The organism is Streptomyces yatensis (genome assembly GCF_018069625.1).
Classification (GTDB): Bacteria; Actinomycetota; Actinomycetes; order Streptomycetales; family Streptomycetaceae; genus Streptomyces; species Streptomyces yatensis.
The window spans coordinates 9,382,940-9,395,513 of record NZ_CP072941.1 but is presented as its reverse complement, the minus strand read 5'-3'; the positions used below and the strand labels follow the sequence as shown (position 1 = coordinate 9,395,513).

Below are 12,574 nucleotides of genomic sequence, written 5' to 3'. Positions count from 1 at the left end.
CTACTACCGCCGGTCGCGGTCGAAGAACGCCTGGGCAAGGCCGTCGAGCACATGGCCCAGACGGCGGTCGAAGGCGTCCTGCGGATCGGGGGGCCGGGGGGCCTCCCGCAGGGCGCGCGTGGAGAGCGGGTACGCACCGCTCTCGGCGGCCTTGTCCAGGAACGACGGCCCGGGCGCGCCGGTTTCGCTCGCCCCGGTCTCGCTCGCGCCGGTCCGGCGCTGTCCGGCCTCGTGCCGGCGGGCCTCGGCGAAGGCATGCCCCTGGACGAACGCGAGCAGGGTCCGCCAGGCGTCGAGCATGTCGCCGGTGTCCAGCCCGTGACCGTCCAGAAGGGCCAGGGTGGACTCCGTCATCGCCAGCGTGCCCGGCCCGAAGTCCTCGGCGTTGAGAGCGTGTCGGGCCAGCCAGGGATGGCGCAGGGTCACCTGGCGGATCCGGTGGGCGGCTTCGGTGAGATCGGCACGCCAGTCGCCGGTGGGGGGCGGGGCGATGGCCTCGGCGCTGACCCGGTCGACCATGAGGGTGATCAGGTCGTCGCGGCTGTCGACATAGCGATAGAGGGACATGGCACCCGCGCCGATGTGCTCGGCGACCTTCCGCATGGTCACCGCGTCGAGCCCTTGGCCGTCCGCCACCTCGATGGCGGCGGTCGCGATGGCCTCGTGGGACAGGGCGGCTCGTGCCGCCTTCGCCGGTTGCGCGGCCTTCTCCCAGTTCACCATGGGCAGCAATCGTACGCTAGCGTACGCTGTACTCTTAGGCGTACAACGTACGCAAGGGGTTCTCGTGCCCTCCGCGACCCCGCGCCGTCCCGACACCTGGAGCGCCACCATGGACACCATCGCCCCCGCCGCCGACTGCGACGTGCTGGTCGTGGGCGCCGGTCCGACCGGCCTCACCGCCGCGGGCGTACGCCGCCACCGAGGGCGAGTACGTCCTGGTCCGCCCCGACGGGCACATCGCCATCCGCACCCACGACCAGGCGGCCCTCGACGACTACCTGCGCCCTGCCCTGCCCCCTCCGGGCCGTGCGGGCAGCGACCGTGCGGGCAGTGCGGACCGGCCCCGGTAACTCATGCGGGCCGATCGTCGTCGAAGGAGTCCAGATGGGCAGTGAGGTCGTCGACGAAGCGGGCCAGAAGCCGGCCGAAGACCTCGCGGTCGTGCGGGCTCCAGCCGGCGAGGGCGTCGCCGAAACATCCGAGGACGGTCCGCATATAGCGGTCGGTCGCCGCAGCTCCCTCGGTGGTCGGCTCGATGAGCCGAGCGCGCTGATCGTCCGGATCGGCGACCCGGTGGACCAGTCCGCGCCGCGCCAGCTCGTTCACCTGCCGGGTCACATGGGGCCCGACGACCTGCATCCGTGAGGCGATCTCCCCCACCCGCAGAGGACCGCCCGCCACATGCAGGATGACCAGCACCGACATCGCGGGCCGGTCCACGGATACACCGGCGGCCTCCATGGCGCGCTCGGTCAGGCGGCCCCGGTTCACGGCAGCGCTGAGCTGCGTCAGGCGGGGCAGCATGGCCAGCAGGTCGTGTCCGCCTTCGCCGCCCTGCTCGGCCTCCGGTTCCTCGGCGGCCATCCCGCCCTCCACATCTACCTAAGTTAGGTATATAGTCAACCCATCGCGCCCACGCCTGGGGCCCATTTACGCCACCAAAAAGGATACCTGAGTTAGGTATGCGCCAGGCCTTCCCCGCAGGAGGGCCGGAGAGGAGTGCCCATGGGCGCCATGAACACCGCGCCGAAGCGCACGGCCCTGGTCTCCGGCGCCAGCATCGCCGGTCCCGCGCTGGCCTACTGGCTCCACCGGTACGGCTTCGCGGTCACCCTCGTCGAGAAAGCTGCCGCCCTACGCGGTGGCGGCTACCCCATCGACATCCGCGGCACCGCGGTCGAGGCCGTCCGGCGCATGGGGGTGCTCCCCCGGCTCCGGGACGCCCACGTCGGCGTCCGCCGGATCTCCTTCGTCGACGCGGAAGGCCGTCCGATCGCCGACCTCCGGCCCGAAGCCCTCTCCGGCGGCGAGGAAGGCCATGACCTCGAAATCCCCCGCGGAGAGCTGGCCGAGATCCTCTACGGCGCGATCCGCGACGATGTCGAACTCCTCTTCAACGACTCCATCGCCACCCTCCACGACCATGACGGCGGTGTGGACGTGACCTTCCGCGGCGGAGCCCGGCGCACCTTCGACCTGGTCATCGGCGCCGACGGCATCCACTCGCACACCAGGGGCCTGGTCTTCGGCCCCGAGGAGCCCTACCACCGCTATCTCGGCCACAGCTTCGCCGGATTCACCATGCCCAACCATCTGGGGCTCGCCCACGAGGGTCTGACCTGGAACGTACCGGGCAGGACCGCCGTCCTCTACGCACCCCGCGACGGCGACCGCGTCCACGCCTTCCTCAGCTTCCTGCGCCCCGACCCGCCCCTCGACGCCTTCCGCGACCCCGCCGCCCAGCGCGACCTCGTGGCCGGGACGTTCGCCGGGTACGCATGGGAGATCCCGCGCATGGTCGCCGCCCTGCACGCCAGCGACGACCTCTTCTTCGACGTGGTCAGCCAGATCCATATGCCACGGTGGTCCACCGGCCGGGTCGCCCTGGTCGGCGACGCCGCCTACGCCCCGTCGTTCTTCTCCGGCCAGGGCTCGAGCCTGGCACTGGTCGGCGCGTACGTCCTCGCCGGCGAGCTGGCCACAAGCCCCGGCCACGCCGACGCCTACGAGAGGTACGAGCGCACCCTGCGGTCATTCGTGGAGATGAACCAGGCACTCGCCACCGAGGGGAGCGCGGGTCTGTCTCCCCGTACCCCCGAGGACCTGGCCCGGCGCAACGAGGCGCTGCGCGACCCGTCCCCCGTGCTCAACAGCGCGGGCCGGCACGCGCACTCGGCGCTGGCCCTCCCCCGCTACGACGCCGCCTGAGGGCAGGTCACGCCGATATCGGCGCCGGCCCGGTCAGCCGGTGGCGCCGTTGGCCCGGGTGGGGCCCGAGCCGGTGGTCACGATGGACGGGACCCGGCCGGCGGGGTCGAGCCGCGCCCGCCAGTGGCGACGAGTTCACCCGGGCGGAGCCTGGCGGGCAGTGGATGTGGCAGGCGAACGCCGACCCTGCGTGGTGGTCGCTGCGCCGCTCCCCGGGCCGGCTCGCCCTGGTCTGCCAACCGAGCCCGGTCGCCGATGACTTGCGGCCGGTGCCCCATGTGCTGACCGGCCCGGCAGGGCAGGGGCCTCGCCGAAGGCACGGTACGGCTCGGCTGACAGGACCAGGGGCACGGTGGGCGGGTGCGGACACCGTCCCGCTCAGAGGCCGTAGCGGCTCTTCAGATGGCGCCAGAAGTCACGGAGCATCCACGTGTCGAACTCCGTGATCCGCGTGGCGCTTCCCGCCTTCATGAGGAAGCAGCACTGCCCGGTCGGGGTCCAGTCGTAGAAGTCGTCGAGGCCGAAGGTGTGGCCGACTTCATGCAGGTAGATGTGGATGTTGTCCTGGTTCAGCGCACCGGTGAAGTACTCCTGCCCCACACGCTGACCCCAGTCCCCACCGGCGCCGCCCTGGAAGCCCTTCGTCAGCCACAGCGACTGGTCGTAGTGGCGGGCCGCACCGCCCGGGCAGCGCGAGTAGTTACCGTCCTGGTGGAAGAAGCGTCCGCAGTCGGGGGAGCACTGCGGGGCGCCGCCGCCGTCGAGGTTCCCGGCGTAGATGTCGACCGAGTTGTCGGTCCACTGGAGTGTGGAGCGGTTCTTCACGGCCCAGCCGACGATGTTGACGGGGACATTGGTGTAGGGCCAGGCGTTGTGTCCCTTGCCGTTCTCCACCATGGCCGCCATCCACTTGGCGTACTGCTGCTTCACCGCGGCGTGGATCCGGTCGCGCAGCGCGGCGCTGACGGGGGCGTCGGACTCCCAGCGGACGCAGTAGTTGACGCTTCCCCTGTTGGCCATGACCTGGTCCCAGCCGTAGTTGCGGAAGCCGTAGAGGTCCGGGTAGGTCGACTCGACGTGGTTCCACACTTCGCCGAGCGGCTGCACCAGGTTGGCGGGCGGGTTCCAGTCGTCGGCGACCCGCGACGGGGCGGCCGTCGCGGCACCGGGCGCGGCGACCAGCGCGGCCAGAGCGGCCAGCACGGTGGCCAGGCGCGCGAGGAATGAGCGCACTGTGAACTCCCTTGAGTGGCTGACACGTTGTCAGCCTCAGGTCGCCGCCACCGGCGCTGGGGTTGCCGCCATGGATCCGCGATCGCCGCGTACGCGTGGGTCTCGCTCGCTTCGGCCGGTGGCCAACAGTCCCGCTCAGACCGGCCGGGTGGCCACCACCAGTCGGCAGCGAGGGCTGCCGTCCGCCCGCCGGCCGAGCTCCTCCAGCGCCCGCAGTTCGACCTCGAACCCGGCCCGGAGCAGCTCTTCCCGCACCTCCGCGAGCCGGAAGGTCCGGTAGTACATCACAAAGCGCGGCCGCCAGACCGCGTTGCGCACCCGCATCGCGGTGTCGAACGCCAGGAGCTCCCAGTAGTGCCGGGATCCCGGACGGGCCGGTGCCCCGATCGGGAAGGCGAACCGGCCGCCCGGGCGGAGTACGGAGTGGACCTGGGTGAAGAGCCCAGGCAGCTCCCGCGGCAGGAAGTGGCCGAACGCCCCGAAGCTCACCGCCAGGTCGAAGACCGGCCCGAACGGAAGGGCGCGTACGTCGGCGCGTACCCAACCCGTGTGCGGGGCGTCCGGCGCCATCGGCGCACGGGCCCGTCCCGCGGCCAGCATGCCGACGCTGAAGTCGACGCCAGTGATCCGCTCCCGGCACACCTGCCGCAGCACACCCATGCCCGCGCCGGTTCCGCAGCACACGTCGAGGCCGCTGTCGAAGGGCCCGAGCCCGCGCAGAGCGTCGGTCACCGAGTCCAGCACCGAAGCGGGGGTCCGATATCCGGTGTGGTCGAACTTCGGGGCCAGCAGGTCGTAGCCGTGCTCGACGGACGACAGCGCCTGGACGACGAGCTCACGGAAGGTGGGGCCCTGGGGTGCGGACATCACCCTCAGCATAGAGCCCCACCGGCGCAGGGCGGTCGTACGTGTCGCACTGAGTCACTTGTCACGCCCCGACCTGTCATGCACCTGGACAGGGCGCCGGTGGCGTGCTGTGATGCCCGACAACGATGTCAGGCACGACGTGTCGTCCTTGACCATCCCCCGGCACTTCCTCGGCACTTCCTCGGCACCCCACCGACAGGAGCCGCACGATGCCCCTCGACCGACGTCGCTTCCTCCGCACCAGCGCCCTCACCCTCGGCACCCCCGCGCTCGCCGCCCACCTGGCCCCGGCCGCCGTGGCATCCTCGGCATCCCCGGCCCGGCGGCCGAGGGCCCCGCTGGCCGACGCCCTCGACCGGCTCCCGTCCGGGAGCGTCACCCCGCGCGGATGGCTGGCCGAGCAGCTCCGTCTCCAACTCCATGGACTCTGCGGCCGGTACGAGGAGCGCTCGCACTTCCTCGACTTCGATGCCACCGGCTGGACCCACCCGGACCAGGACGGCTGGGAGGAGGTGCCCTACTGGCTGCGTGGCTATGTCCCGCTGGCCGTGGCCACCCGTGACCAGGCAGCGCTCGCGAACTCCCGCAAATGGATCGACGCCATCCTCGCCACCCAGCAGAGCGACGGCTTCTTCGGGCCGCGCTCCCTGCGGACAAAGCTGAACGGTGGCCCCGACTTCTGGCCGTACCTCCCCCTCCTCATGGCCCTGCGCACCCATGAGGAGTTCACCGGCGACCAGCGCGTGATCCCCTTCCTGACCCGCTTCCTGAGCTTCATGAACGCGCAGGGGCCGGGCGCCTTCGACTCCAGCTGGGTCTCCTACCGCTGGGGCGACGGGCTCGACACCGCGATGTGGCTGTACCGCCGCACCGGCGAGGCATTTCTCCTCGACCTCGTCCACAAGATGCATACGTACGGCGCCAATTGGGTCGACAACCTCCCGAGCCCGCACAACGTCAATATCGCCCAGGGCTTCCGCGAGCCCGCCCAGTACGCGCAGCTGACCGGCTCCGCCGAGCTCAGACAGGCGACCTACCGCACCTATGCGTCGGTGCTCGGTGCGTACGGCCAGTTCCCGGGCGGTGGCATCGCCGGCGACGAGAACTACCGCCCCGGTTTCGCGGACCCCCGGCAGGGGTTCGAGACCTGTGGCATCGTCGAGTTCATGGCCAGCCATGAGCTGCTGACCCGGGTCACCGGCGACCCGGTCTGGGCGGACCGCTGCGAGGACCTGGCCTTCAACATGCTGCCCGCCGCCCTCGACCCCCAGGGCACCGGCACCCACTACATCACCAGCGCGAACAGCATCGATCTGAACAACGCGGTGAAGTCCCAGGGGCAGTTCCAGAACGGCTTCGCGATGCAGTCGTACCAGCCGGGCGTCGACCAGTACCGCTGCTGTCCGCACAACTACGGCATGGGCTGGCCGTACTTCGCCGAGGAGCTGTGGCTGGCCACTCCCGACAAGGGGCTCGCCGCCTCCCTCTACGCCGCGTGCCAGGTGAGCGCGAAGGTGGCCGGCGGTACGGCGGTCACCTTCACCGAGGACACCGACTATCCGTTCGACGAGACCATCAGGCTCACCCTGGCCACCCGCGAGAAGGTGGCCTTCCCGCTCCATCTGCGCATCCCCGGCTGGTGCGAGAACCCCCGTATCGAGGTCAACGGCCGGGCGGTGGCCGCGCGCGGCGGTCCGGCCTTCGTCAAGGTCGACCGGAGCTGGACGGACGGCGATGTGGTGACGATCCGCCTGCCGCAGCGCACCACCCTGCGGACCTGGTCCGCCCAGCACGGCGCGGTCAGTGTCGACCACGGCCCGCTGACGTACTCCCTGCGCATCGGCGAGGACTTCGTGCGCTACGCCGGCACCGACACCTTCCCCGAGTACGAAGTGCACGCCACCACGCCGTGGAACTACGGCCTCGCCCCCGGAGCCCTTCCCGTCCTCACCCGCGACGACGGTCCGCTCGCCGCCAATCCCTTCACTCACGAGGGCACCCCGGTCCGCATGACCGCCCAGGCGCGTCGCATCCCCGAGTGGGTCTCCGACGACGAGCAGGTGGTCACCCCGCTGCAGCAGAGCCCGGCCCGTGCCGACACACCGGCCGAGACGGTCACCCTCATCCCCATGGGCGCGGCCCGGCTGCGCGTCACCTGCTTTCCGACGGCCACGCCGGACGGCCGGGCTTGGACCCCGGAGCCGCCCTTCCGCCGTCTGCGGAACAAGCACAGCGGCAAGGTGCTGGCGGTCGACCAGATGTCCACGGCCAACAGCGCCCGTGTGGTGCAGTACGACAACACGCCGACGGGAGACCACGCCTGGCAGTGGATCGACCGGGGCGACGGCTGGTTCCTGATCCGCAACGGCCACAGCGGCAAGGTCCTGGGCGTCGACCGGATGTCGACCGCCAACAGCGCCATCGTCGTCCAGTACGAGGACAACGGCACGGCCGATCACCTCTGGAGGAAGGTGGACAACGGCGACGGATGGTTCCGCGTCCTCAACAAGAACAGCCAGAAGGTGCTGGGCGTCGACGGCATGTCCACCGCCAACAGCGCCCAGGTGGTGCAGTACGACGACAACGGAACCGACGACCATCTGTGGCGGCTCGTGTGATCGGGCCGGGGCGGACGAGCAGGGCGGGGCCAAGTGGTCGGGCCCCGCGCTCCCCTGGTGACTCGTCGTAACGCATTGACGGAGTGAGTACTCACTCCGTACGGTACCGGCATGCCAGAGAACCCCTCCACCCCGCCCCGGCGCCGTGCGCCGGCCATGGATCCCGACCAGCGCCGCGCGATGATCGTCGCCGCCGCGCTGCCCCTGGTCGTCGAATACGGTGCCTCCGTGACGACGGCGAAGATCGCCCGGGCCGCGGGCATCGGGGAAGGCACGATCTTCCGCGTCTTCGAGGACAAGGACGCCCTGCTCGCGGCCTGTATGGCCGAGGCCGTGCGGCCCGATGACACCGTGGCCCATCTGGAGTCGATCGCCCTGGACCAGCCGCTGGCCGACCGGCTCGCCGAGGCGGCCGATGTGGTGCGCGGGCACATGGCGCGCATCGGCGCGGTCGCCGGGGCGCTCGCGGCGGCCGGGCGGCTGGAACGTGTCGCCCCCAAGCCCGATAAGGACGGGCGCCTCCCGGACCGCGAGGCGAGCCTGGCCCGGCCGCGCGCGGCGCTGGCCGCGCTCTTCGAGCCCGACCGGGACAGTCTGCGGCTCGCCCCGGAACGGCTCGCGGACGCCTTCCAGCTGACGCTGATGTCGGCCGGGCGGCTGGGTGCCCCCGAGCCGCTGACCACCGAGGAAGTCGTGGACCTCTTCCTGAACGGCGCGCTCGCGGCACCCGGGGAGGCCAGGTGACCGGACCCGACACGTACGCCGAACTCCCGCCCCGTCGCCGGACCCTGGTCACCCTCGCCCTGCTGGGCTGTGCCTTCCTGGCCATGCTGGACGGCACCGTGGTCGGCACCGCGCTGCCCCGCATCGTCGAGCGGATCGGCGGAGGGGACGCCTGGTACGTCTGGCTCGTCACCGCCTATCTGCTGACCTCCTCCGTCAGCGTGCCGGTCTACGGCCGCTTCTCCGACCTCTACGGCCGCCGCCGGTTACTGATCGGCGGGCTCATCGTCTTCCTGATCGGCTCCGTCGCCTGCGGCCTGTCCGCCGCCATGCCGGCGCTGGTCCTCTCCCGCGCGCTCCAGGGCCTGGGCGCCGGAGCCCTGCTGACCCTCGGCATGGCGCTGGTCCGCGACCTCCACCCACCCTCCCGCCCCCAGGGCCTGATCCGGATGCAGACGGCGATGGCCACCATGATGATCACGGGCATGGTCGGCGGCCCGCTCCTCGGTGGGCTGCTCGCCGATCACGTCGGCTGGCGCTGGGCGTTCTGGCTCAACCTCCCCCTCGGGCTGGCCGCCATCGCCGTCATCGCCCTGGCCCTGCCCGACCGCCGTCCCGCCGCCCCGCCGTCCGGCCGGCTCGACGCGGCGGGGATCCTCCTCCTCGCCGCCGGGCTCTCCCTGGCGCTGACCGGCCTCAGCCTCAAAGGCAACGCGACCGCCGGACACGCCCCCGCCTGGACGGACCCGGCCGTCATGGGCTGTCTGCTCGGCGGTCTGGCGCTGCTCGCGTCGCTCGTACCGGTCGAGCGGCGGGCCACCGTCCCCGTCCTGCCCCTGCGGCTGTTCCGGCACCGCACCTACACGGCCCTGCTGACCGCCGGTTTCTTCTTCCAGGTCGCCGCCCTGCCGGTGGGGATCTTCCTGCCGCTGTACTTCCAGCACATCCGCGGCCATTCGGCCACCGCCTCCGGTCTGCTGCTGCTCCCCCTGCTCATCGGCATGACCCTCGGCAACCGGCTCACCGCGGCCGCCGTGCTGCGCAGCGGGCACGTCAAGCCGGTCCTGCTGACCGGAGCGGGGCTGCTCACCGCCGGCACCGCCGCCTTCGTCGCGCTGAGGGCCACGACGCCGCTCGCGCTGACGTCCGTCCTGCTGCTGCTCATCGGGCTCGGCACCGGACCGGCCATGGGCGGGCTCACCATCGCCACCCAGAACTCCGTCCCGCGCGCCGACATGGGCACCGCCACCGCGGGCTCCGCGCTCACCAAGCAGCTCGGCGGCGCGGTCGGCCTGGCCTGCGCACAGTCCCTGATCGGCCACTCCGGCACGGCCGCGCCCACCGCGCCGGCCATCGGCTCCACCATCGCCTGGAGCGGAAGCGCCGCCGGGCTCCTCGCCCTCGGGGGGCTGCTCCTGATGCGCGACATCCCCATCGCCACGCCCGGACGGCGCCCCGGCGCGCCCACGCCGGCGTCCGGCGTCGCCACGCCCGGGACGTCCCGGTAGCCCACCGGCCCGGCAGTTTCGGCACGGCCTGTCGATCGCACTTGACCTCAAGCGCTTCAAGTGTCGGATGCTCGTCATATGACAACGACAGGGACAGAGGTCCGAGGCTCCCCGATGACCATCCAGCAGGTGTCGAGACTGAGCGGCCTCTCGGAGCCGACACTGCGCTACTACGAGAAGATCGGCCTGATCCCCGCGGTGGACCGCGACCGGGACAGTGGCCACCGGCGCTACCACCCCACCGTGGTGGAGACGATCAAGGCGCTGGGGTGTCTGCGATCGACCGGCATGAGCGTGCAGGACATGCGTGCCTACCTCAGCCACCTCGACGAGGGCGCGCAGGGCGCCGCGCCCCTGCGCGACCTCTTCCGGCGCAATGCGGAGCGCCTGGAGCGGGAGATGGCGCTCATGGCGGTCCGTCTGCGCTATCTGCGGCTCAAGGCGGAGATGTGGGACGCGCGGGAGCGCGCCGACACCGATGCGGAGCACCGGGCGATCGACGAGATCACGGGCGTTATCGACGCGCTGTGAGCAGTGCGTTTCGGAAAGGATGCAAAGGAATTCATGGAAGGCAACACTGTCCCCGTGTCCGCTGACACCGACCCTGGTGGTGGCGAACTCGTCCTGGTGACCGGAGGCAATGGCTATGTCGGCACCCATGTGATCAGTGGCCTGCTGCGGAGCGGCCATCGGGTGCGCACCACGGTCCGTTCGCACGGCCGGGCGGCGAGCGCCGCCGCGAGCGTCCGGTCGGCCGTCGCGGCCTCCGGTGTCGAGCCGGGCGGGCGGCTCGACATCGTCGGCGCCGACCTGACGGCGGACGACGGCTGGGACGACGCGGTGGCCGGGTGCACCCACGTTCTGCATGTCGCGTCGCCGTTCCCCTCCGTCCAGCCGGAAAACGCGGACGAGCTGATCGTCCCCGCACGGGACGGCACCCTGCGGGTGCTGCGGGCCGCACGGGACCACGGTGTGCGCAGGGTCGTGATGACGTCCTCGTTCGCCGCGGTGGGATACAGCTCCAAGGACGGTGACACCTACGACGAGAGCGACTGGACCGACCCCGCGGACGACAACCCGCCCTACATCCGGTCCAAGACCATCGCGGAGCTGGCCGCCTGGGATTTCGTGGCGAAGGAGGGGGACGGCCTCGAACTGGCGGTGATCAACCCGAGCGGCATCTTCGGTCCGGCGCTCGGCCCCCGGCTCTCCGCCTCGACGGAGCTCGTGAAGGCGATGCTGGAAGGGGCGATGGAGGCCGCCCCTCGAATGCACTTCGGCATGGTGGACGTGCGCGATGTGGCCGACCTCCATCTGCGGGCCATGACCCACCCCGCCGCGGCCGGGCAGCGCTTCCTCGCCAGCGGCGAACGGGCCGTCAGCTTCCTGTGGATCGCTCGGATACTGGCCGAGCACCTCGGAGAGCGCGCCGCCCGGGTACCGATGCATGAGGTGAGCGACGAAGAGCTACGGGAGGCCGCCGGCGCCGATCCGGCGCTGCGGGAAGCGGCCGGGCAGGCGGAGAAGGTACCGGTCCTGCGGAACGAGAAGGCGCGTGCCACCTTCGGCTGGACCCCGCGCGATCCGGTGACGACCATCGTCGACACCGCGGAGAGCCTGTTCCGCCTGGGCCTGGTGAAGGGCTGAACCGCCCCTGGCCCGGGCCGCCCGCCCGCCGTCCGTCGGTGGTCCGGCCACCAACCGTCGGTGGTCCGCCCGCCAACCGTCGGTGGTCCGCCCGCCCTCCGTCGGTCTTCCGGCGCGGCGGGCCCGGGTCCCGGCGGGGGCGGTAAGGTCGGCTCATGAAGTGATGACCCGGCGCACCGATCGCGATCCGCGTGAACGCCGTCCGAGCCTGTGCTCCGGCGTCCGATCGTTGTGCCCGCAGCACCCGTCATCCACTTCACACGATCGGATCCGTATGACCGACCTGACCGACGCCACGTTTCTCGACGAGGTCGCCGAGCGACTCGCCGCCCTGCCCGCCGTACGCGCCGTCACCCTCGGGGGCTCGCGTGCGCAAGGCACCCACACCCCGGAGAGCGACTGGGACCTGGCCGTGTACTACCGGGGCGGCTTCGACCCGGCCGACCTGCGGGCCGTCGGCTGGGCCGGCGAGGTCTCCGAGCTCGGCGAGTGGGGCGGTGGTGTGTTCAACGGGGGCGCCTGGCTGACGATCGACGGACGGCGCGTGGACGTCCACTACCGCGACCTGGAGTTGGTGGAACACGAACTCGCCGAGTCGCGGCAGGGCCGCTTCCACTGGGAGCCGCTGATGTTCCACCTCGCGGGCATCCCCAGCTATCTGGTGGTGGCCGAACTCGCCCTCAACCAGGTGCTGCGGGGCACCCTGCCCCGCCCCGAGTACCCGGAGGCGCTGCGCGAGGCGGCGCCTCCGGTGTGGCGCGGGCGCGCGGCGCTGACACTGCGGTACGCCTCGGCCTCGTACGTCGGACGTGGCCAGGCCACCGAGGTGGCGGGGGCGTTGGCGACCGCCGCCCTGCAGACGGCGCACGCGGTGCTGGCGGCGCGCGGTGAATGGGCCACCAACGAGAAGCGCCTCCTCCAGCGGGCGGGTCTGCGCGGTATCGACACGATCGTGGCAGGGCTGCGGCCGGAGCCCGCCGCGCTGGCAGAGGTGGTCGCCGAGGCGGAGGCGCTGCTCGAAACCGCCGGCTGAGCGGTGTCGTCCTG

Annotated in this window: 11 protein-coding genes; 7 read left to right on the top strand and 4 right to left on the bottom strand. The window is 71.7% G+C overall.

The window, feature by feature from the left end; all coding sequences use genetic code 11:
- Positions 1 to 3: 3 nt before the first annotated feature.
- Together J8403_RS39375 and J8403_RS39370 are read right to left on the bottom strand one after the other, a co-directional pair.
- Positions 4 to 723, bottom strand: coding sequence for a TetR/AcrR family transcriptional regulator (locus J8403_RS39375; protein ID WP_211127339.1), 720 nt, complete (start codon positions 721 to 723; stop codon positions 4 to 6).
- A 351-nt stretch (positions 724 to 1,074) separates the two neighbouring features.
- Positions 1,075 to 1,587 (bottom strand): MarR family winged helix-turn-helix transcriptional regulator, encoded by a 513-nt coding sequence (locus tag J8403_RS39370; RefSeq protein WP_246586207.1) that lies wholly within the window; start codon positions 1,585 to 1,587, stop codon positions 1,075 to 1,077.
- A 150-nt stretch (positions 1,588 to 1,737) separates the two neighbouring features.
- Between J8403_RS39370 and J8403_RS39365 the strand changes: the two genes are divergently transcribed.
- Positions 1,738 to 2,931, top strand: a complete 1,194-nt coding sequence (locus J8403_RS39365) for an FAD-dependent monooxygenase (protein WP_211128659.1) — start codon at positions 1,738 to 1,740, stop codon at positions 2,929 to 2,931.
- Between the two features lie 378 nt (positions 2,932 to 3,309).
- Here the strand turns inward: J8403_RS39365 and J8403_RS39355 are convergent, their stop codons facing one another.
- A complete protein-coding gene (locus J8403_RS39355) occupies positions 3,310 to 4,164 on the bottom strand; it encodes a hypothetical protein (protein ID WP_211127338.1) in 855 nt (284 codons plus the stop codon).
- A gap of 135 nt (positions 4,165 to 4,299) precedes the next feature.
- On the bottom strand, positions 4,300 to 5,031 hold the full coding sequence (locus J8403_RS39350) for a class I SAM-dependent methyltransferase (RefSeq protein ID WP_211127337.1): 732 nt from the start codon (positions 5,029 to 5,031) through the stop codon (positions 4,300 to 4,302).
- A gap of 209 nt (positions 5,032 to 5,240) precedes the next feature.
- Here J8403_RS39350 and J8403_RS39345 point away from each other — a divergent pair, with 209 nt between their 5' ends.
- The 6 genes from J8403_RS39345 to J8403_RS39320 all read left to right on the top strand — a co-directional run bounded on the left by J8403_RS39345 (position 5,241) and on the right by J8403_RS39320 (position 12,560).
- A complete protein-coding gene (locus tag J8403_RS39345; protein ID WP_211127336.1) occupies positions 5,241 to 7,649 on the top strand; it encodes a beta-L-arabinofuranosidase domain-containing protein in 2,409 nt (802 codons plus the stop codon).
- Between the two features lie 111 nt (positions 7,650 to 7,760).
- The gene (locus J8403_RS39340; protein ID WP_246586205.1) at positions 7,761 to 8,393 is read left to right on the top strand and encodes a TetR/AcrR family transcriptional regulator; all 633 of its coding nucleotides are present in this window, start codon (positions 7,761 to 7,763) and stop codon (positions 8,391 to 8,393) included.
- A complete protein-coding gene (locus J8403_RS39335) occupies positions 8,390 to 9,880 on the top strand; it encodes an MFS transporter (protein ID WP_211127335.1) in 1,491 nt (496 codons plus the stop codon). The genes J8403_RS39340 and J8403_RS39335 overlap by 4 nt, the downstream gene beginning before the upstream one ends.
- 78 nt (positions 9,881 to 9,958) lie before the next feature.
- Positions 9,959 to 10,411: a MerR family transcriptional regulator gene (locus J8403_RS39330; RefSeq protein ID WP_211127334.1), complete on the top strand. Its 453-nt coding sequence runs from the start codon at positions 9,959 to 9,961 to the stop codon at positions 10,409 to 10,411.
- Positions 10,412 to 10,465: 54 nt separating this feature from the next.
- The gene (locus J8403_RS39325; RefSeq protein WP_246586203.1) at positions 10,466 to 11,527 is read left to right on the top strand and encodes an NAD-dependent epimerase/dehydratase family protein; all 1,062 of its coding nucleotides are present in this window, start codon (positions 10,466 to 10,468) and stop codon (positions 11,525 to 11,527) included.
- A gap of 274 nt (positions 11,528 to 11,801) precedes the next feature.
- Positions 11,802 to 12,560: a nucleotidyltransferase family protein gene (locus J8403_RS39320; protein ID WP_211127332.1), complete on the top strand. Its 759-nt coding sequence runs from the start codon at positions 11,802 to 11,804 to the stop codon at positions 12,558 to 12,560.
- Positions 12,561 to 12,574 lie beyond the last annotated feature (14 nt).